This window comes from Kitasatospora sp. NPDC086801, from assembly GCF_044745805.1.
GTDB lineage: Bacteria > Actinomycetota > Actinomycetes > Streptomycetales > Streptomycetaceae > Kitasatospora.
Genome location: NZ_JBIVAX010000026.1, coordinates 75,152 through 94,835, shown reverse-complemented (window position 1 = coordinate 94,835; position 19,684 = coordinate 75,152). Strand labels below are relative to the sequence as shown.

At 73.2% G+C, this 19,684-nt stretch carries 20 protein-coding genes and 1 pseudogene; 14 read left to right on the top strand and 7 right to left on the bottom strand.

What is annotated here, in order from left to right:
- Positions 1-2 precede the first annotated feature (2 nt).
- Positions 3-1,028: a Dyp-type peroxidase gene (locus tag ACIPLC_RS24940; protein ID WP_400475229.1), complete on the bottom strand. Its 1,026-nt coding sequence runs from the start codon at positions 1,026-1,028 to the stop codon at positions 3-5.
- A 397-nt stretch (positions 1,029-1,425) separates the two neighbouring features.
- Here ACIPLC_RS24940 and ACIPLC_RS24935 point away from each other — a divergent pair, with 397 nt between their 5' ends.
- Positions 1,426-2,187 (top strand): PP2C family protein-serine/threonine phosphatase, encoded by a 762-nt coding sequence (locus ACIPLC_RS24935; protein WP_400475228.1) that lies wholly within the window; start codon positions 1,426-1,428, stop codon positions 2,185-2,187.
- A 107-nt stretch (positions 2,188-2,294) separates the two neighbouring features.
- On the opposite strand, the gene ACIPLC_RS24930 is transcribed toward ACIPLC_RS24935, so the two are convergent.
- Together ACIPLC_RS24930 and ACIPLC_RS24925 are read right to left on the bottom strand one after the other, a co-directional pair.
- Positions 2,295-4,523, bottom strand: coding sequence for a M9 family metallopeptidase (locus tag ACIPLC_RS24930; protein ID WP_400475227.1), 2,229 nt, complete (start codon positions 4,521-4,523; stop codon positions 2,295-2,297).
- 313 nt (positions 4,524-4,836) lie between these two features.
- A complete protein-coding gene (locus ACIPLC_RS24925; protein ID WP_400475226.1) occupies positions 4,837-5,406 on the bottom strand; it encodes a DoxX family protein in 570 nt (189 codons plus the stop codon).
- 187 nt (positions 5,407-5,593) lie between these two features.
- On the opposite strand from ACIPLC_RS24925, the gene ACIPLC_RS24920 reads away from it, so the two are divergent.
- Together ACIPLC_RS24920 and ACIPLC_RS24915 are read left to right on the top strand one after the other, a co-directional pair.
- The gene (locus tag ACIPLC_RS24920) at positions 5,594-6,190 is read left to right on the top strand and encodes a TIGR03086 family metal-binding protein (protein ID WP_400475225.1); all 597 of its coding nucleotides are present in this window, start codon (positions 5,594-5,596) and stop codon (positions 6,188-6,190) included.
- A gap of 75 nt (positions 6,191-6,265) precedes the next feature.
- Entirely contained in the window at positions 6,266-6,745 is a 480-nt protein-coding gene (locus ACIPLC_RS24915) for a hemerythrin domain-containing protein (RefSeq protein ID WP_400475224.1), read from the top strand.
- Positions 6,746-6,748: 3 nt separating this feature from the next.
- On the opposite strand, the gene ACIPLC_RS24910 is transcribed toward ACIPLC_RS24915, so the two are convergent.
- Both ACIPLC_RS24910 and ACIPLC_RS24905 read right to left on the bottom strand, forming a co-directional pair.
- On the bottom strand, positions 6,749-7,537 hold the full coding sequence (locus ACIPLC_RS24910; RefSeq protein ID WP_400475223.1) for a VOC family protein: 789 nt from the start codon (positions 7,535-7,537) through the stop codon (positions 6,749-6,751).
- 144 nt (positions 7,538-7,681) lie between these two features.
- Positions 7,682-8,239, bottom strand: a complete 558-nt coding sequence (locus ACIPLC_RS24905) for a Uma2 family endonuclease (protein ID WP_400475222.1) — start codon at positions 8,237-8,239, stop codon at positions 7,682-7,684.
- A 237-nt stretch (positions 8,240-8,476) separates the two neighbouring features.
- Between ACIPLC_RS24905 and ACIPLC_RS24900 the strand changes: the two genes are divergently transcribed.
- The 4 genes from ACIPLC_RS24900 to ACIPLC_RS24885 all read left to right on the top strand — a co-directional run bounded on the left by ACIPLC_RS24900 (position 8,477) and on the right by ACIPLC_RS24885 (position 13,209).
- Complete coding sequence (locus tag ACIPLC_RS24900; protein ID WP_400475221.1) at positions 8,477-9,154, top strand: TetR/AcrR family transcriptional regulator; 678 nt, start codon at positions 8,477-8,479, stop codon at positions 9,152-9,154.
- Positions 9,155-9,347: 193 nt separating this feature from the next.
- Complete coding sequence (locus ACIPLC_RS24895; protein ID WP_400475220.1) at positions 9,348-10,880, top strand: MFS transporter; 1,533 nt, start codon at positions 9,348-9,350, stop codon at positions 10,878-10,880.
- Positions 10,881-11,121: 241 nt separating this feature from the next.
- A complete protein-coding gene (locus ACIPLC_RS24890; RefSeq protein WP_400475219.1) occupies positions 11,122-12,732 on the top strand; it encodes a cytochrome bc complex cytochrome b subunit in 1,611 nt (536 codons plus the stop codon).
- A gap of 36 nt (positions 12,733-12,768) precedes the next feature.
- Positions 12,769-13,209: a PPOX class F420-dependent oxidoreductase gene (locus ACIPLC_RS24885; RefSeq protein ID WP_400475218.1), complete on the top strand. Its 441-nt coding sequence runs from the start codon at positions 12,769-12,771 to the stop codon at positions 13,207-13,209.
- A 63-nt stretch (positions 13,210-13,272) separates the two neighbouring features.
- On the opposite strand, the gene ACIPLC_RS24880 is transcribed toward ACIPLC_RS24885, so the two are convergent.
- Together ACIPLC_RS24880 and ACIPLC_RS24875 are read right to left on the bottom strand one after the other, a co-directional pair.
- A complete protein-coding gene (locus ACIPLC_RS24880; RefSeq protein ID WP_400475217.1) occupies positions 13,273-13,476 on the bottom strand; it encodes a hypothetical protein in 204 nt (67 codons plus the stop codon).
- On the bottom strand, positions 13,473-13,742 hold the full coding sequence (locus ACIPLC_RS24875) for a DUF1876 domain-containing protein (RefSeq protein WP_063346968.1): 270 nt from the start codon (positions 13,740-13,742) through the stop codon (positions 13,473-13,475). Before ACIPLC_RS24875 ends, ACIPLC_RS24880 begins: the two co-directional genes overlap by 4 nt.
- A 155-nt stretch (positions 13,743-13,897) precedes the next feature.
- On the opposite strand from ACIPLC_RS24875, the gene ACIPLC_RS24870 reads away from it, so the two are divergent.
- The 7 genes and pseudogenes from ACIPLC_RS24870 to ACIPLC_RS24840 all read left to right on the top strand — a co-directional run bounded on the left by ACIPLC_RS24870 (position 13,898) and on the right by ACIPLC_RS24840 (position 19,599).
- Positions 13,898-14,740, top strand: a complete 843-nt coding sequence (locus ACIPLC_RS24870) for a YndJ family protein (protein WP_400475216.1) — start codon at positions 13,898-13,900, stop codon at positions 14,738-14,740.
- Positions 14,737-15,249: a DUF1990 family protein gene (locus ACIPLC_RS24865; protein ID WP_400475215.1), complete on the top strand. Its 513-nt coding sequence runs from the start codon at positions 14,737-14,739 to the stop codon at positions 15,247-15,249. The genes ACIPLC_RS24870 and ACIPLC_RS24865 overlap by 4 nt, the downstream gene beginning before the upstream one ends.
- Before the next feature lie 85 nt (positions 15,250-15,334).
- Positions 15,335-16,033 carry a hypothetical protein gene (locus ACIPLC_RS24860; RefSeq protein ID WP_400475214.1) on the top strand — a complete coding sequence of 233 codons (699 nt, stop codon included), beginning with the start codon at positions 15,335-15,337 and terminating at the stop codon, positions 16,031-16,033.
- 117 nt (positions 16,034-16,150) lie between these two features.
- Positions 16,151-16,552 (top strand): annotated as a pseudogene (locus ACIPLC_RS24855) (thioredoxin family protein); the annotation flags it as partial.
- Between the two features lie 231 nt (positions 16,553-16,783).
- Positions 16,784-17,518 (top strand): alpha/beta fold hydrolase, encoded by a 735-nt coding sequence (locus tag ACIPLC_RS24850; RefSeq protein WP_400475213.1) that lies wholly within the window; start codon positions 16,784-16,786, stop codon positions 17,516-17,518.
- Between the two features lie 132 nt (positions 17,519-17,650).
- On the top strand, positions 17,651-18,160 hold the full coding sequence (locus tag ACIPLC_RS24845; RefSeq protein WP_400475212.1) for an OsmC family protein: 510 nt from the start codon (positions 17,651-17,653) through the stop codon (positions 18,158-18,160).
- A complete protein-coding gene (locus ACIPLC_RS24840) occupies positions 18,157-19,599 on the top strand; it encodes a dihydrolipoyl dehydrogenase family protein (protein ID WP_400475211.1) in 1,443 nt (480 codons plus the stop codon). Before ACIPLC_RS24845 ends, ACIPLC_RS24840 begins: the two co-directional genes overlap by 4 nt.
- The last annotated feature ends 85 nt before the right edge of the window (positions 19,600-19,684 follow it).

The following is a 19,684-nucleotide window of genomic DNA, read 5'->3' as shown; positions in this document are numbered from 1 at the left end:
GTTCAGGGCGTGCCGCGCAGGCTGCCGATGCCGAGCGAGCCGGTCGCGGGCGGAGCACTCGGCACGGGCGGCACCGGCGCCGACGGCCGCACCGGGGGCGCGGGCGGCGGGGCGTCGAGGAAGTCGGCGGTCGGGACGAAGAACAGCGAGCCGGTGACGGCGGTGGAGAAGTCGAGCAGCCGGTCGGTGGTGCCGGGCGGGCGGCCCACGAACATGTTGCGCAGCATCTCCTCGGTCACCTCCGGATCGCGGGCGTAGCCGATGAAGTAGGTGCCGAACTCGCCGCCGTGCTCGAAGGAGCCGAACGGCATGTTGAAGCGGACGATCTTCCGTTCCGCGCCGTCGGGGCCGGTGACGACGTTGAGCGCGAGGTGCGAGTCGGCGGGCTTGGCATCGTCGTCGAACTCGATGTCGGTGAGCTTGGTGCGGCCGACCGCCCGTTCCTGGTCCTCGACGCTCAGCGCGTTCCACCCGTCCAGGTCGTGCAGGTACTTCTGGACGATGACGTAGCTGCCGCCGGCGAAGTCCGGGTCCTCGCCGCCGACCACGGCGGCGGTCACGGCGGCCCGGCCCTCGGGGTTCTCGGTGCCGTCGACGAAGCCGAGCAGGTCCCGGTCGTCGAAGTACCGGAAGCCCTGGACGGAGTCCACCACGGTGGCCGCCCCGGCCAGCCGGCCGGTGAGCTGGCCGGCCAGTTCGAAGCAGAGGTCCATCCGGGCGGCGCGCAGGTGCAGCAGCAGGTCGCCGGGGGTGGCCGGGGCCCGGTGGCGGGCGCCGGCCACCTCCCGGAAGGGGTGCAGGCCGGCCGGCCTGGGACCGTCGAAGAGGCGGTCCCAGGCGTCCGAGCCGATGCCGGTGACGCAGGTGAGGCCGCCCTCGGGGGCCCGGAAGCCGACCGCGCGGCGCAGCCCGGCGAGGTCGGGCAGCAGGTCGCGGACGGCGTCCTCGCCGCCGGGCTCGACGGTGAGGACCAGGAAGACCGCCGCGCTGGTCAGCGGGGAGAGCACGGCTTGCGGTTCGGCCTGCATGGCGAGGGTCCCTCCACGGTGGTCCAGGAGGCCGGGAGGCTTCCCACTCATGGCCGGTGATCAGCGTGCCGCAGCTGCCGCCGACGGGGCGGGCCGACGGCGTGACGGACCAGCGGACATCTGATCATCCGTACGATTACACCGCATAGCGGACCATTCGGCGCGGGCGGCGCTCCCCCGGACGGCCCGCTCGGGCGCACCGTCCGATGAGGCCGTTCGGGGGGATGCCCACGGCCGGTGGGCATGCGGAAGGGGCGGGCGCGGGGTGGAGGTGGAGGACTGCGGTGGGGTGCCCCGGCGGATGTCCTTGCCGAACCACCGCCCCCCTCGCACCCGGGTGCGGATCGTTGTTCCCGCCCACAATTGAGGGGGGGAGCTCCGGAAGGGCGGCGAACCGATGACGGCGTACATCGCGGTGAGCGCGCTGAGCCACGAGGGCCTGGTGCGGCAGCACAACGAGGACAGCCTCACGGTCGGACCGTGGACACTCTGCGCCACCGTGACCGGCAACCCGCAGACCCTGCTGTTCCCGCTCGGCCCTCCCTGCGTGGTCGCCGTGGCGGACGGCCTGGGCGGCCACCCCGGCGGCGAGGTCGCCAGCGCCCTGGTGGCCCGCCGGCTGGCCGCCGACGGCGCCGGACTGGACGGCGAGGAGGCCGTCCGGGAGGAACTTCAGGACTGCAACCGGGCGGTGTACGCGGCCGCCGCCGACGAACCCGAGCTGGCCGCGATGGGCACCACGGTGGCCGGCCTGGTCCTGCTGCCCGGCCGGGCGGTGGCCTTCAACGTGGGCGACAGCCGGGTCTACCAGGTCACCCTGGACGGACTGCGCCGGGTGAGCGTGGACGACAGCCCGCCGCTGCCGCCCGGACGGCGCACCACCTCGGTGGTCACCCAGACCCTGGGCGGCTCGCTCGGACTGACCTTCGTCGAGCCGCACGTGCGCGCCGTGCCGCTGGCCGCCGGCGACCGCTACCTGGTGTGCAGCGACGGCCTGACCGACCCGGTGCCGGAGGAGGAGTTGGCCGCGCTGCTCGCCCGGCCGCACGACGGCTCCGACCGCGCCGACGGGAGGGCCGCGTTCGAGCTCTGGAAGGCGGCGATCGCGGCCGGCGGGCCGGACAACATCACCCTGGCGCTGGTCCGGATCGGCGAGTAGGGCCTGTCCGGCGGACCGCAGCGGGCACGGACCCGCCCCGGCGGGGCGCCGAAGCGCTCCGCCGGGGCGGTCACCTGTCCGTGTTCGGTCGCTCGAAAGGCGTCCGATCAGAGTTCGCTCGTGACGCTCACCCCGCTGAAGCCCTGCTGGGCGTAGAGGCTGAAGTAGACGTAGCCGGCCGGCGGGTTGGTGATCGTCAGGGTCTCGGAGTTGTCCGGCCCCGCCGAGTGCGCCGTGCTGGCGTTGGTGTACGCCCAGCTGGTCGGGCTGTAGTAGAGGTCGCCGTTGCCGGTGCCGCCGCTGGTGGTGACCTTCACCTGCTTGGTGCCGGCCGGCACCAGGAGGTAGAAGTGCGCGTAGTTGCCGGTGGTCGCCGCGATGTTGCTGCGGGAGCAGTTGGCGTCCAGCTTGCGGATGTCGGTGCCGGCGCACTCCGGCAGCTGCGGCTGGGTGGGCGTGCCACCACCGTCGGTGGCGCAGGCGCCGCTGGCGCACTTGGTCAGCCAGCTGTCGAAGTCGGCGTCGTACGAGGTGCCGATGGTGGTCTTGAGCAGGGTGCGGGCGCCGTTCCAGTCACCCGCGCGGTACTTGGCGAGGATGGCGTCCATGTCGCCGCGGTGCTGCTCCAGCATGTAGCGGACGGCGAGGTAGCCCCAGCGGTAGACCCGGTCCTGGTCACCGTAGGCGGTGTCGAAGAGGTCGCTCAGCTTGTAGGTGTGCTGGGCGGCCACCGCGATGGCGCCGTCGTTGGTGACCTTGCGGTACGAGTAGGAGATGTACTCGGCGAAGCCCTCGACCCACCAGACGGTCGGGGTGGTCATGCCGGCGTTGAAGTCGCCGTACATGTCGAACCGGCCGTCGAGGTAATGGGTGTACTCGTGGTTGAGGTTCCAGATCTCGAACGACGGGCGGGCCCACTCGGCCTCGTAGCAGAGGAAGCGCGGCTGGTTGCCGGCCTTGGCCGGGTCGCCCTCCAGGTACATGCCGCCGTTGTTGGTGTCGATGCCGTAGATGGCCGCGGCCAGCACCTGGTAGTCCAAGGACGAGTGGAAGACCACGACCTCGATCGTGGTGTTGTTGTCGTCCTTGACCGGGCCGTTGTCCCGGACCACCGAGTGGAAGAACGCGTCCTGGCCGGTCAGGCTGCTGCAGGCGGTGCCCAGTTGGGTGTTGTCCAGCGTCTGGGCGATCAGCTTGATGCTCGGGCTGCAGGTGTAGTTGACCGTCAGCACGCCCGCCTTGAGCTGGTCGGAGGCGTTGCAGGTGCCGTAGTAGGCGCAGTTGGCGGCGTCGTAGTAGCCGACCCCGTCCGCGACCGCGGCCCACTGGTAGACGGTGCGGCCGTTCGGCGCGGACTGCGCGACCAGCTCCTTGGCCAGCGGACGGACCTTGGGCTGGAGCGCCGTGTCCTTCAGGAAGCGGGTCAGCTCCTTGGCCCCGTTGTAGACCAGCACGCCGAAGTTGCCGCCGAGTTGGTCGTTGTTGCGGGTCACGAAGCCGGACAGCGCGTCCAGCACGCTCGGGTCGGCCTCGACGGCCGCGTCGAAGCCGGTCACCTGGTGGCCGCGGAACAGCACCGTGAAGACCGGGTTCACCGCCCAGGCCATGCCGGCCGGGTTCCAGGTGGCGCTGCTGTAGTCGTTCAGCAGTTGCTTGACCACCGAGAGGTAGCGGATGTTCTCCTGCGCGCTGTCGATCAGGGTGACGGCCTCGCCCAGGATGGGGGCGTTGCCCGCGGTGACGTCCCGCACGTGCGCGCTGCCGAAGAAGGCGTCCAGCCCGGAGCGGATCGCCGTCTGGAGGGCGGTGCCGTAGGTGCCGACGTCGTCCTTGTGGTACCACTGCGCGAAGTACCCGGCGCGCAGGTAGAGCACCAACTGGTGGACGGACGTGCTGTCGTCGCCCGGGTAGGCGCCGGCCGCGTCGCGCAGCGCGTACGCGACGGTGGTCATCTGCTCCTCACGGAACGCGCCCCTCGCGTCCGCGCCGGTGAGCTGGAAGAGCCCGTTGATGCACTGGATGTCGGCGGCCGTGATGTGCTGGACCAGGTCGCTGCCCGTCCGGCCGGTGAAGTCGCCGACGTTGCAGGGCTGTGCGGCCGCGCCGAGGGCGAGGGCCTTGGAGGTCGGCCGGGCCTCGGCCGGCCGGGTGTCGAGCGGGAGCGGGGCACGCTGGTCGGCAGAGGCGAACTGCCGGTCGGTGTGGCCGCGCTCGGGGGCGCCGACGGCCGGCTGGGGCGCCGGTCCGGCGGGGGTGGTGGGGGCGGACGCGCCACCGGGGGCGGCGGCGGGGGCGGCCTTGCTCTGTGGGGCGAACAGGCCGATCGTCAGGAACATGGTCAGGGCGAGTATTAACAGCCTTGCCAGCTGCGGGAGTCGCAGCAGACGCGCGGAACTCACGTGGGGGCCTCCGGGCCGTCGTCGGCCGCATTGGGGGTGCGGCCGGTGGGGTGATGAGGACCGTTGGCGACGGCGCCTCGTGGGCGGTTCCGTCGTGCACACGGTGGGGAGTGTGACATGTACCATGGCACACATCACATGACGTTGAATAGCCCCGCTCCTGTGAGCGATTCGCGAGGGAACGACGCAGGGGCCGTGATGGCGAATCGCCACCACGGCCCCTGCGCTTGGGGGTTGACGCCCCGCCCGACTACTTCCGCAGCAGCAGGATGACGCCGGCCGTCACCAGGCCGACCAGGACCGCCGCCGCACCGTACGCCAACCGGTGCGCGCGCAGCACCGGCAGGAAGCGGTCCACGGCGTAGCGGCCCGGGCCGGTCAGGGCGAGCGCGGCGGCGCCCGCCGTGAGCAGCAGCTCGTACTCGCTGCCCTTCGGGGCGAAGAAGCCGCCACCCCAGGTGACGGCGATCGCGTTGACCATCGTGCCGACGAGCGCGGCGCCCGCCAGCGGGGTCAGCAGGCCGACGGCGAGGGCGAGCCCGCCGAGCGTCTCGGTGAGGCCGGCGACCACGGCCATGGCGTTGCCCGCCGGATAGCCGCTCATGGTGAAGAACTGACCGGTGCCGTCGATCCCGCCGCCCCCGAACCAGCCGAACAGCTTCTGGCTGCCGTGCGCGGCCATCGTCAGGCCGAGGGCCAGGCGCAGGAGCAGGAGTCCGGCGTCGTAGGCGTGCGGGGAGGTCGTCGCGGACTCGGGGGTCACCCGGCCCGGGAGGACGGTGGTGGTGGGGGCGGTCGTGCTCGGGCTGCTGCTCGGCATGCGCGTCTCCATCGCGATCGGGGTCGGTCGTCGGGGGTGTGGTGGCGCGGCCGGGCGGGGTCGCCCCGCAACTATTGTTCAAATTTGAACCGGCCGCTCCTCGACCGTACCTCGGAGTTCGAATTTGAACAACTGACGGTCCGTGGACAACTCGCGGGCCGGACCCCGCCCGGGGCAGGGTGGAGACATGGCTCAACGCAGGCAGCACCGGCGGACCGCGGAACCCGGCACGCCCTACCCCGAAGCCCTCGCCGCCTTCGGCGAACGCGTCCGGCTGATCACCCCCCGCCAGTGGACCGCCCCCACCCCGTGCGCCGACTGGTCCGTCCGCGACCTCGTCAACCACCTCACCGGCGAACAGCTGTGGATCCCCGAACTGCTGATGGGCGCCACCATCTCCGAGGTCGGCGGCCGCTTCGACGGCGACGTCCTCGGCGACGACCCGGTCACCGCCTGGACCGGCGCCGCCGACGCCGCCCGGGACGCCTTCGCCGCCCCCGGCGCCACCGAGCTCACCGTCCACCTCTCCTTCGGGGACGTCCCCGGGCAGTACTACCTGGACCAGCTCACCACCGACCTCGTCATCCACAGCTGGGACCTCGCCGAAGCCATCGGACGGCACACCCGGCTCCCGGCGGAACTCGTCGACTTCGCCCTCGGCGAGTTCGCCGGCTACGGGGACCTCTCCGGAAGCGGCCTGTTCGACCGGCCCCTGCCCGTCCCCGCCGACGCCGACCCGCAGACCCGCCTGCTCGCCCTCACCGGGCGGCGCGACCGACCCTGACGCGGTCGGTGTGGTGGCGGACGCCGGATACTGGAAGGAGCGGGGGCCGCGATCCGTGCGAGAGGCGGGCACGCCATGAGCCGCAGGCCGGACATCCTCGGCGAGTTCACCGCCGACCACCGGGCGGCCATCGAGCTGCTCGACCAGGTCGAGCGGGCGCCCGCCGGCGCCGCCGAGCGCGCCGACCTGCTGACCCGGCTGACCGACCTGCTGTTCGCCCACTGCGCGGCCGAGGAGGAGCACCTCTTCCCGCTCGTGCAGCACGACGTGCCGGGCGGCGGGGCGCTGGTGTTCGGGAGCATCCACGAGCACCTGGCGATCGGGCAGTACCTCTCCGACCTCCAGGGCCTCGGCCCGGCCGACCCGGCCTTCGACACCCTGTTGCGCGGCCTCGCCGACACCCTGCGGCGCCACCTCGCCACGGAGGAGGAGCAGCTCTTCCCGGCCGCCCGCAAGGCCCTGCCCGCCGCCGCCCGGGCGGCGCTCGGCGACCGGCTGCGGGCCGAACGCGCGGAAACCGCCGAGCCGGGCGAACCGGGCGGAGCAGGGCCGTGAGCCTCAGTTCTTCGGGCTGATCACCGCGAAACGGCCGCCCTCGCGGTCCCGCAACCGGGCCACCCGCCCGTACGGGGAGTCGAAGGCGGCTCCCACCACCGAACCACCCAGCTCCACGGCCCGGGCCAGCGCCCGGTCGGCGTCCGGGACGGCGAAGGACACCTCCCAGTGCGGCGGCAGCCCCGCCGCACCGTCGGCCTGCTCCCTCGCCAGCGCGGCGACACTGTGGCCCTCCGCCCGCAGCACCACCCGGTCGTGTTCCCAGCGGACGTCGAACCGCTCCGGATCACGGCCGTCCCAGCGGAACACCTGCCCGTAGAACAGCGCCGCCGCGAACGGGTCCGGCGTGCGCAGTTCGATCCAGACCGGCGCGCCCGGCAGGTCCAGCAGCCGGGCCCGGCCCAGCGGGCCCTCCCAGATGCCGAACACCGCCCCGGCCGGGTCCGCCGCGAAGGCCACCCGCCCGGCGTCGAAGGCCAGCGGGCCCACCGCCAGGGTCGCGCCGCGCTCGCGCACCGCATCGGCGGCGGCGTCCGCGCTCTCCGTGCCGAAGTAGCTGGTCCACGCCACCGGCATCGCCCAGTCGCTCCCCGCGACCCCCAGCCCGGCCACCGCCTCCCCGCCGGTCACCGCGTGCAGGTACGGGCCGAAGCGGTCCGGCGCCGGCTCGAACTCCCAGCCGAGCAGCGGCCCGTAGAACGCCTTCGCCCCCTCCAGGTCCCGGGCCGTCAGGCTCACCCAGCACGGAACGGCCGCCACGCAACGCACCTTGGCGGTCTCACCGCTGCCCATCGCGGACCTCCTCGCCACCCGGCCGCCGGGCCCCTCCCGACTCCCACGGCCCACCGGCCGCCCGGGACGCCCACAGCCTAGGCCGATGGGCGCAGCGCGTTCCGGGAGGCATGGCCGGGATCAGCGCACCCAGTTCTTGAGCGGCTAGGTGTCCAGCGAGATCCCCACCGGCTCGGGGAGGTGGACGGTCTTGCCGAACGGGAGGATCTGCGCGGTCTCGTAACGGACGCCGTCGGGCTGGCTGTAGACGGTGACCTCGGCGGAGTCGCGGTCGATCAACAGGTAGACGGGGATGCCGGCCTCTGCATAGGCCCGAGGCTTCTCGACACGGTCCCGCTGATTGGTATCGGAGTCGCAGGAGGTGACCTCGGCGACCATCAGCACGTCGCCGGTCTCGGCCCACTCCCCCGTGCCGACGAAGGCGTCTGCATGCGCCAACGTGCCGTCCGGGCGGGCAAAACTGCCACGGTAGCCCTGGATCTTCAGCCCCTGATCGTGCAGATAGAGCTCGGGCCGAGCCTGAATGCAGATCCGCAGCAGCCACTGAATCATGCGGCCGTGGTCGCCGTCTGGCACGGGCTTGACCCCCAGCTTCCCGTTGATGAGCTCCGGCCGAATGCGTTCGGCAGTTCGAGCCAGAAGACGAGCGAACTCCTCGAACTCCTCGGGCAGCATCTGCGGGCGGTCGGAGATCGCGGTCACGGGCTTTCCTCCTTCGCCTGGGCACCCTGTGGGGCAACGAACACACCGGCAAGTGGTCACGGGCCATCTGGATTCCGACGATAGCGCCCACCGCCCGGCCCTCCCAGTCACACCAGAGCGGGTAAATGTGACTCAGGTCACATGGAAAGGCGAAATTTCCGGGGAGGGAATCCCCGTTTGGTCTTTCGTAGGCAGAAGCGGGGAGAACTTCCCCGGTATCCTGAAGGAGCAGTCGCCGTGACCACCGCCGCCACCGAGCCGGTCCGACCCGTGGAGACCGTCCGCGCGCCCAAGCTGCGCGCCGACGCGACCCGCAACCGGGAGCGGATCGTCCTGGCGGCCCGCGACGCCTTCGTCGAGCACGGCGCGGACGTGCCGCTGGACGAGATCGCGAAGCGGGCCGGGGTCGGCAACGCCACGTTGTACCGGAACTTCCCGGACCGCACGGCGCTGGTCCGCGAGGTGGCCCTGCTCGTCAAGAGCCGTATCCTGGCCATCGCCGAGACGGCGACGGCCGAGGCGGACGCCCCTGACGGCGACCCGTTCGACGCCCTGCAGCGGTTCGCGCACGAGACCGTCGCGGAGAAGGTCGGCGCGCTCTGCCCGATGTTCACCAGTCACGTCGACCCGTTCGACCCGGACCTCACCGAGGCCCGCGAGCGTCTGACGGCCGCCGTGAGCGGCCTGATGGAGCGCGCCCGGGCGGTGGGTGAGCTGCGGTCGGACGTCGACCACGGTGACCTGTTCATCGCGATCAGCCAGCTGACCCGGCCACTGCCGGGGACGTCCTGCCGGCTGCTCGACGACTTCGTCCACCGGCACCTTCAGCTGTTCCTGGACGGGCTGCGCACGCCGGTCCGTTCGGTGCTGCCCGGCCGGGCCGCGACCTTCGAGGACTTCCAACCCCAGCACTGACCCACCAGCAGTACCCCGACCGACCGACCCGCCCTCCCGACCAGGCCGAGCACCGGCTCGAACCGCCGGCCCGCCGGCCCGCCGGGAGCTGATCCCCGCACGCCCTCGCACCGACGCCCCGTACGGCGACCAGCCGTCCACGTACGGCGGTCGACCCTTGTCGCACGCCACGCACCGTGAAGTGAGTACCCCCATGCCTGAAACCGACGCCCGACCGGCGACGCTGCCCGATCCCCGGCGCTGGAAGGCGCTGATCTTCATCGGCCTCGCCCAGCTGATGGTCGTCCTGGACGCCACCATCGTGAACATCGCCCTTCCGTCCGCCCAGCGGGACCTGGGCATCTCCGACGGCAACCGCCAGTGGGTGATCACCGCCTACGCGCTGGCCTTCGGCGGCCTGCTGCTGTTCGGCGGCCGGATCGCGGACCTCTGGGGCCGCAAGCGGACCTTCGTGGTCGGCCTGGCCGGCTTCGCCCTCGCCTCCGCGCTCGGCGGCGCCGCGGCCAACACCGCGATGCTGCTCGGCGCCCGCGCCCTCCAGGGCGTGTTCGGCGCACTGCTCGCCCCGGCCGCGCTGTCGCTGCTCGCGGTGACCTTCACCGAGGCCAAGGAGCGCGCCAAGGCCTTCGGCATCTACGGCGCGATCGCCGGTGGCGGTGGCGCGATCGGCCTGATCCTCGGCGGCCTGCTGACCGAGTACATGAACTGGCGCTGGACCTTCTTCGTCAACGTCCCGTTCGCCATCGTCGCCGCCGTGGGCGCCGTCCTGGTGATCCGCGAGCCCGCCGAGGGCCGCAACCGCAACCGGCTGGACGTCCCCGGCGTGCTGCTGGTGACCACCGGCCTGGTCTCGCTGGTGTACGGCTTCACCCGCGCCGAGTCCAGCGGCTGGACGGCCGGCAGCACGCTGGCGCTGTTCGTCGCGGCCGCCGTGCTGCTGACCGCGTTCGTCCTGGTGGAGCTCCGGGTCAAGGCCCCGCTGCTGCCGCTGCGCGTGGTGCTGGACCGCAACCGCGGCGGGGTGTACCTGTCGCTCGGCCTGGCCGTGATCGGCATGTTCGGCCTGTTCCTGTTCCTGACCTACTACCTGCAGCTCGTGCGCGGCTACAGCCCGGTGCTGACCGGCGTCGCGTTCCTGCCGATGGTGGCGGGCATGATCACCGGCTCGACCCAGATCGGCGCCCGGCTGATGACCCGCGTCCCGGCGCGGTTCCTGATGGCGCCCGGCTTCCTGGTCGCCTCGATCGGCATGCTGCTGCTGAGCAACATCGGCCTGGACACCTCCTACCCGATGCTGATCCTGCCCGGCCTGGTCCTGATGGGCCTCGGCATGGGCACCGCGTTCATGCCGGCCATGAGCCTGGCCACGCACGGCGTCCAGCCGCGCGACGCGGGCGTCGCCTCGGCGATGGTCAACACCTCGCAGCAGGTCGGCGGCGCCATCGGCACCGCGCTGCTGAACACCATCGCGGCCAGCGCCACCACCGGTTGGCTGGCCTCGCACGCGACCGCCGCGGCCGCCGCCGCGTCGCCGCAGGCCGCCCAGGCGCTGCAGTTCCAGGGCATGGTGCACGGCTTCACGACCGCGATCTGGGTGTCCTTCGGGATCCTGGTGGCGGCCTCCGCGATCGCCTTCACCCTCATCAACGCCGGCCGGCCGGACGCGACGGCGGGCTCGGGCGCCGGTGCGGCGAAGAGCGACGAGGTGCCGGTGATGGTGCACTGACGCCTGCGGGTTACTCGGGTGCGTACGCGGCCCGTCCGGTGTCCCCTTCCTGGGGCGCCGGGCGGGCCGCTCGCCGTTTGCGGGGTCGGTCGTTCGCGGCGCCGGCCGTCTGCGGGGCGGCTGTTCGCGGGGCCTGGATCACAGCCGCCCCGGGTAGAAGTGGGGATCACTCCCCGATTATGGTGACCTCAGCGAGAAGCGGGGAATGATCCCCACTTCATTCCGACTGAGGTGCGTGCACATGACCCGGAATCAGAACCCAGGACGGGGGCGGCGGGCCGCCGACTGGGCGGACGGCCGACTGGGGATCCACACCCTGGCCAGGGCCAACCTGCGCAAGATCTTCCCGGACCACTGGTCCTTCATGCTGGGCGAGATCTGCCTGTACACCTTCCTGATCATCATCCTGACCGGCGTCTGGCTGACCCTGTTCTTCAAGCCCTCCATGGGCGAGGTGATCTACGACGGCTCGTACGTCCCGCTCAAGGGCGTGCCGATGTCCGAGGCCTACGCCTCCACCGTGGACATCAGCTTCGAGGTCCGCGGCGGGCTGCTGATCCGGCAGATCCACCACTGGGCCGCCCTGGTCCTCATCGCGGCCATGTTCGTGCACATGATGCGGGTGTTCTTCACCGGCGCGTTCCGCAAGCCGCGCGAGGTCAACTGGGTCTTCGGCTTCCTGCTGCTCTTCCTCGGCCTGCTGGACGGCTTCTTCGGCTACTCGCTGCCGGACGACCTGCTCTCCGGCACCGGCATCCGGTTCGTCGAGGGCGTGGTGCTCGCGATACCGCTGGTCGGCACCTACGTGCAGATGTTCCTGTTCGGCGGGGAGTTCCCCGGGCACGACATCATCCCGAGGTTCTTCACCGTCCACGTGCTGCTCGTGCCCGGCATCATGCTCGGGCTGCTGGTCGCGCACCTGATCCTGGTCTTCTACCACAAGCACACCCAGTGGGCCGGGCCCGGGAAGACGGAGAAGAACGTCGTCGGCATGCCGCTGATGCCGGTCTACCTGGCCAAGGCCGGCGGGTTCTTCTTCCTGGTCTTCGGCATCGTCGCGCTGATGTCCGCCATCGCCACCGTCAACCCGATCTGGGCGTACGGCCCGTACCGCCCCGACCAGGTCTCCACCGACGCCCAGCCCGACTGGTACATGGGCTTCGCCGAGGGCCTGATCCGGGTGATGCCCGGCTGGGAGATCGGGCTGTGGGGGCACACCCTCAACCTCGGCGTGCTGATCCCGTTCACGCTGTTCCCGGTGATCCTCGGCGCGATCGCCGTCCACCCGTTCATCGAGAGCTGGGTGACCGACGACAAGCGCGAACACCACCTGCTGGACCGGCCGCGCAACGCACCCGTCCGCACCGCGCTCGGCGCCGCCTGGATCAGCCTCTACCTGGTGATGCTGGCCGGCGGCGGCAACGACCTCATCGCCACCCATCTGCACCTGTCGCTCAACGCCATCACCTACGCGGTGCGGATCGGCTTCTTCGCCGTCCCGGTGGCCGTCTTCGTCATCACCAAGCGCTGGTGCCTCGGCCTCCAGCGCCGCGACCGCGACAAGGTGCTGCACGGACGCGGGACCGGCGTCGTCAAGCGCCTGCCGCACGGCGAGTTCACCGAGGTGCACGCCGGGCTCGCGCCCGCCGAACTGCACCGGCTCACCGCACACGAGCAGCCCCGCCCCCTCGAACTGCCGGCCCCCCTCGACGAGAATGGAGTCGCCCACAGCGCGGGCGTGCTCACCCGCACCCGCGTGAGGCTGTCCCGCGGATTCCACGGCGAACACGCCCGGATCGCCAAGCCCACCGCCGAGGAGCACCGCGAGATCACCGAGGGCCACGGGCACTGACCCACGGCCCCGGCCCCCACGCCAGAGGGAGGACAGATGCACGACCGAACCGACCAGCTCGCCGACCACAGATACCTCCTGCTCACCACCTTCGGCGAGGACGGCACCCGCCAGGACTCGCAGATCTGGGTGGTGCCCGACGGCACCGCGCTCGGCGTCTGGACCCCCACCCACTCCGGCGAGGCCGAGCGGATCCGGCTCCACCCCCGGGTGCTGGTCGGCCCGTGCGACGCCCACGGACGCCCGACCGGCCGCCGGGTGCCGGCCCGCGCACGGCTCTGCGACGCGGACGACACCGCCCGCTACCGCACCTCGCTGATCAACAAGTACGGCCTGACGGCACTGGTCGCGCTGGCCCGCAGCCGGTTCCGAGTCGGGCTGGCCGGGACGGTGGGCATTCGGATCACGCTCAACGAGCTGGAGCAGCGGCTGGTCGGGCCGGAGTGGCAGTTGCCGACGACGTACTGCGTCAACTGACCCCGGCGGCGCCGGGGCCGGGCACGGCCCGTGCCGGGGGCCGCGCGGTGCCGGGGGCCACCCTCAGGGACCGTCGTCCGGCGCCTTCGCCAGGTCCCCGGGTTCGCACGCCTCCCGGCCCGTCGCCACGTGCACGACCCTGACCGCCCGGTCGGGGCCGCCCGGCACGACCCGCTGCTCGTGCCCGCAGCGCGGGCAGATCAGCGGGATGCGCGGCCGGTACGACTCCCGACCGGCGCGGCCGCCGTCCGGGTGCGGGGAGCTCACGTCAACGGGTGGGTCGGGACCGGGCTGACCTCCTGGATCTCGCCGTGGGCCTTGGTGAGCAGCTGCGAGGCCAGGTCGTTGAGCGCCCGGGCCCCCGCGATCTCCTCGCCGACCCGCAGCTGTTCCGGGTCCGAAGGGTGGCGGCTGCTGTAGCCGTGGGCCCGTAGTTCCCTGCCGTCGCGCAGCCGCAGCATGGCCGCGGCGGTCGTGCGCGGGCCGTCCTCGCGGAACTCCATCTCGATGTGCCAACCGACCAGCGTCTGCATGGCGGATCACCTCCATCGGTTACTCCTCCAGAGTGCGCCGCACCCACCGTGAACACCAGGGCAGGCGGACCGGAGCCAAGTTGAACGCGTTCAACTTGGCGGCGTAGAGTCGTCGGCGACCAAGGTTTGAACGCGTTCAAGGAGGTGCTTCCGGCATGGGGAAGGGCACGACGGAGCTGGTGAACCTGCTGGTCCTGCTCGGTATGGGCGCCGTCGTCCCGCTCGGCCTCGCCCTGATCGGCGAACCCGGCCTCGCCCGCGTCCGCCGACTCTGGCCGCTCGCCGCCGTCCCCGGCGCGCTCTCGCTGTGGCTCCCGCGCGGCGGCCTCGCCACCGGCAGTGCCGCCCTCTACGCGCTCGGCACCCTGGCCGTCGCCCTCCACGCGCCGCTGCGGCTGCGCCGGACCCGCTCGCTCGCGCCCGCCGAACTCGCCGTCCTCACCGCGCTCGCCGCCCCGGCGGTGGCCGGCACCGCCCTGGTCGCCGAGCGCTCCGGCTACCCGCTGTTCGGCTTCGAACCGCACGTCCTGGCACTGACCGTGCCGCACTTCCACTACGCCGGATTCACCGCCGCCCTCGTCGCCGGGCTGGTCTGCCGCAGCACCCGGGCGGGTTCCGGCGCCGCCCGCTGCGCCGCGCTCAGCGTGCCGGCCGGGACGCTGCTGGTGCTCGCCGGGTACTTCCTCGGCACCTGGGTCCAGTTCGCCGGGGCCTGCGTGCTCACCACCGGGATGTGGCTGGTCGGCCTGGTCACCTGGCGCGAGCTGCGGCCCCGCGCCGCCGACCCGGTCACCGCCCGGCTGCTCGCCGTCTCCTCGGCCGTCCTCGCCCTCACCATGCTGCTCGCCCTGTGGTGGGCCCTCGGCCAGGCGTCCGGGCTCCCCCATCCCACCCTGACCTGGATGGCCGCCACCCACGGCGTCGGCAACGCGCTCGGCTTCGCGCTCTGCTCGCTGCTCGCCTGGCGCCGGATCACCACCACGGAGGACCACCGATGACCGACTTCAGCTACCCGGAGCAGGGCGCCAGCGCCACCGGCCACCTGCCCGGCGGGTACCGCCACCTGCGGCACCGGGCACTCATCGGCCGAGGCCGCGCCGCCCTGGAGGTGGCCGGGGCCGCCCTGCTCGGCTGGCGGATGCACCGGCTGGCCGGTGTGCGGATCGACGCCGATGCCGACGAGGCCGCCCCCGGCGTCGCCGTGCACTGCGCGATCGGCGTCGGCCCGCTCCGGGCCGGCGCCCCCAACCGGGTACTGGCCACCGTCGACGGCCCGGACCGGTACGGTTTCACCTACGGCACCCGGGCCGGCCATCTGGCGTGCGGCGAGGAGACGTTCCTGGTCGAACTGGAGGCGGACGGGGCGGTCTGGTTCAGCGTGACCGCCTTCAGCCGTCCGGTCGCCCGGTACGCCCGGCTGGCGGGGCCGCTGCTGCCGCTCGCGCAGCGGGCCTTCGCCCGGCGCTGCGGTCGGGTCCTGGCCCGGATCGCGGCGGACGCGGGGTAATGCCCTGGCCCGACGGACGGGCCGTCCGGCATGATCACCCGGTGATACGGATGCAGCTGGCCCTCGATGTCGCCACGGGGCAGCCGTGACCAGCGTCCTGACCCACCGGGCCCGGGTACACGACGAGCGGCTGTCGGCGCACCGACGGCTCGGCGCGCTGCGGACCTGCCTGACCCGTTTCGCGCCCTACGGCTTCCGGGCCACGTACCACCACCTCACGCTCAGTGCCCGGATGCCCCGGCTGTTGGAGGCCGACCCGGACTCGCTGGTGCGGGCGGTGGAGGAACTGCACGAGGCACGGGTGCTGTGGCTGGCCCGGGCGGAGGAGTACGAGGCGCTCCGCCGGGCGGAGAAGCGGGCCGGACGGCGGCGGCCGGCGGAGCCGGTGTGGTGGAACCACCCCTGCTGGGACGCCCCGGACGCGACCTGGCGGGCGGACCCGTTCGTCCACCCGCCGCTGCGGCTGCCCGACTACGTCCGGCGGCAGAACGCGCTGCTGGACGGCGCCGACCTGCCCGGCTGCCCGGCCTGCGGGGACGAGGGGCCGACGCTGTCGCGCCCGACCGCCCACGGCCGGGTCGAGCTCTGCCTGACCTGCGCGCGGGTGCGGCAGCCGTGCCCGTGCGGGCGCTGGCACCGCTTCGAGCCGGCCGTGCGGGTCGGCTGGAGCGGCGTCTGGCGACGCGAGCACCTGATCGGCACGGGGGCGCCGAACCCGCGCTGGCCCGGCGTTCAGGGGCCGGACCGGATCGAGCGGCTGAAGGCGTACGAGGTGCGCCCGTGACTCGGCCCGGGGCGCTGACCCCACTCCGCCCAACCCGGCGGGGGTGGCCCCGGAATACCCCGTCGGGGCGCGCGGTTGTCGCGAGCACGTGATCGGTAGCGCCGCCTCCGGAAGGGAAGGAATCGCGAGATGAGCAGCACGGTCGAGCTGACCAAGGAGAACTTCGACGACATCGTCCCGGGCCCGGAGGGCCAGGACTTCGTCTTCATCGACTTCTGGGCCGGGTGGTGCGGGCCGTGCCGGCAGTTCGCCCCGGTGTACGAGAAGGCGGCCGAGCGCCACTCGGACCTCGTCTTCGCCAAGGTGGACACCGAGGCGCAGCAGGAGCTGGCCTCCGCGTTCGGGATCCAGTCGATCCCCACACTGGCGATCGTCCGCGAGGGCGTGCTCGTCTTCTCGCAGGCCGGCGCGCTGCCGGAGGCGGTGTTCGAGGACCTGATCGGCCAGGCCAGGAAGCTGGACATGGCCGAGGTGAAGCGCAAGGTGGCGGAGGAGCAGGCGGCCGAGGGCCAGGCCTGACCCGTCCGAAGGTGTGAGCGTGCGAGGGCCCGGGGAGTCGCACTCCCCGGGCCCTCGCACGCCCCCCGCCGGTGGCCACGGCCCGGCAGCGGCGGATGGTGCGCTCGTCGACGTCCAGCCGGGCGGCCGGTCCGGGGCCGGTCTCCCGGAAATCCGGGCGAGGTCTGTCCGAGGTCGATCCTAGAGTCGTCGACGACGGAGATCCCGCCCGACCACGAGGAGCGATCCACCATGAGCACGTTCGTACTGGTTCCCGGTTTCTGGCTCGGTGCCTGGGCCTGGGACGAAGTCGCCGCGCCGCTGCGCGCCGCCGGGCACACCGTCCACCCGGTGACCCTGCCCGGGGTGGCGGAGCGCGCGGGCGAGGCCGAGCCGATCGGGCTGGCGGAGCACATCGCCGCGCTGGCCGACCTGCTGGTCCGCGAGGACCTGTGGGAGGTGGTGCTGGTCGCGCACAGCGGCGCCTGCGCCCCGGTCGGCGGCATCGCGGACCGGATGCCGGAGCGGATCCGCCGGGTGGTCTACCTGGACAGCGGCCCGATGATCGACGGCGGTTCGCTGTACGACCTCTGGCAGCCCGGCCACCGCGCGGCGGCCGACGCCTCGGTGGTCGACGGCCGCCTCCCGATGCCCTCCTGGGCCGACCTCGCCGCCGACGGCGCCAGCGCGGAGGGCCTGGACGAGGCCGTGCTCGCCCGGATCCGCGAGCGGGCCACCCCGCACCCGACCGGGGCCTACCGGGAGCGGCTGCGGCTGACCGGCGCCTCGGCCGCGCTGCCGCAGGCGATGGTGACCTGCACCTTCCCGCTCGCCGAGGTGCACGCGGGGATCACGGCCGGCCACCCGTGGTTCGCCGGACTCGACGGGCCGAACTGGGAGCTGCGCGAACTGCCCACCGGGCACTGGCCGATGTTCTCCCGCCCGGCCGACACGGCGGCGCTGCTGGCCGAGCTCGCGGCGCTCTGATCCGCCCTCCGACCCATCCGCGTGTTCGTCTGCGCGACCCCCCGCTGACGTCGCAGGATGGGCACGGCGCCGGGCACGCGGCCCGGCGCCGATCCGGCGGGGAGGCCGGATCCCAGTGGAGAGCGAGCCCCCATGAGCCAGCAGCCGACCAGCACCGGCGTCACACCGGGCGCTGGACCAGTCACCGACCCAGTCACCGGCCCAGTCACCGAACCGGCCACCGCCGAACCGGAGTTCAGGCGGGTCACCACCGCGGTCGTGACCGGCAGCGCCGCCGACGAGCCGTTCCACGTGGACGTCAAGGCCGGCGCCCACCCGCTGACCTCCGACGAGCCGGTGCGGCGCGGCGGGTCGGACCGCGGGCCGGAGCCGTTCGCCCTGCTGCTCGCCTCGCTCGACTCCTGCACCGCGATCACCCTGCGGATGTACGCGGAGCGCGAGAAGTGGCCGCTGGCGGCCGTTCGGGTCAGGCTCGGGTACGAGACGAACGGCAGCCGCGGGCGGATCTCCCGGAAGGTCGCCCTCACCGGCGCGTTGGACGACGCCCGACGCGCCCGGCTGCTCGACGTCTGCGAGCGCACACCCGTCACCCTCGCCCTGCGGGCCGGGGTGGCCATGGACACCACGGAGGACCGGGCATGACCAGCACCGCCGAGGAATACGACGTCATCGTCCTGGGGGGCGGACCGACCGGCGAGAACGTCGCCGACCGGACGGCCGCCGCCGGGTTGCGCACGGTGGTCGTGGAGGCCGAACTGGTCGGCGGCGAGTGCTCGTACTGGGCCTGCATGCCGAGCAAGGCGCTGCTGCGCCCGGTGGCCGCGCTGGCCGACGCCCGTGCGGTGGCCGGCTCCCGGGAGGCGGTCGGCGGCCGGCGGCTGGACCCGGCCGCGGTGCTGGCCCGGCGGGATTCCTTCACCTCGCACTGGAACGACGACGGCCAGGTGCAGTGGCTGCGGGACACCGGTATCGAGCTGGTGCGCGGCCACGGCCGGCTGGCGGGCGTGCGGACCGTCACCGTGGAGGCCGAGGACGGCACCGAGCGGGTGCTCACCGCGCGGCACGCCGTCGCCGTGTGCACCGGCAGCCGTCCGGTGCTGCCCACGGGCGTGCCGGGGCTGGCGGAAGCCCACCCGTGGACCAACCGGGAGGCGACCGCCGCGCCGGCCGTGCCCGGGCGGCTGGCGGTGGTCGGCGGCGGCGTGGTCGGGGTGGAGCTCGCGACCGCCTGGCAGGCGCTCGGCTCCGAGGTGGTGCTGCTGGTGCGCGGCGACCGGCTGCTGCCGCGGATGGAGCCGTTCGCGGGCGAGCTGGTCGCGGAGGGCCTGCGCGAGGCCGGGGTGGACGTCCGGTTCGGGACGGAGGTCACCGCGCTGGAGCGGGCGGACGGCGCCGGGCCGGTGGTCCTGACGCTCGGCGGCGGCGAGCGGCTGACCGCCGACGAGGTGCTGTACGCGACCGGGCGGGCCCCGCGCAGCGCCGACGTCGGGCTGGAGCAGGTCGGGCTGAAGCCGGGCGGCTGGCTGGAGGTGGACGACAGCTGCACCGTGCTCGGGGTCGACGGCGAGTGGCTGTACGCCGCCGGGGACGTCAACCACCGGGCGCTGCTCACCCACCAGGGCAAGTACCAGGCCCGGATCACGGGCTCGGCGATCGTGGCCCGCGCCCAGGGGCGCGCGCTGGACACCTCCCGCTGGGGCGCGCACGCCGCGTCGGCCGACAGCGCGGGCGCGCCGCAGGTCGTGTTCACCCATCCGGAGGTCGCCGCCGTCGGCCTGACCCTGGCGGCGGCCGAACGGGCCGGGCTGCGGGTCAAGGCCGTCGACCACGACTTCGGCGCCGTCGCCGGGGCCTCGCTGTACGGCGACGGCTACCGCGGCCGGGCCCGGGTGGTCTTCGACCTGGACCGCGAGGTGCTGGTCGGCGCCTGCCTGGTCGGCCCCGGGGTCGCCGAACTGCTGCACTCGGCGACCGTCGCCGTGGTCGGCGAGGTGCCGATCGACCGGCTCTGGCACGCCGTGCCCGCCTACCCGACGATCAGCGAGGTGTGGCTGCGGCTGCTGGAGGGCTGCCGGGGGTGAGCCGGGCGGACGGGGGGTGATCCGGGCTGCCGGGGTGAGCCGGGCGGACGGCCTTCCGGGTGAGCGGCGCGGCGAGATGTGGCCG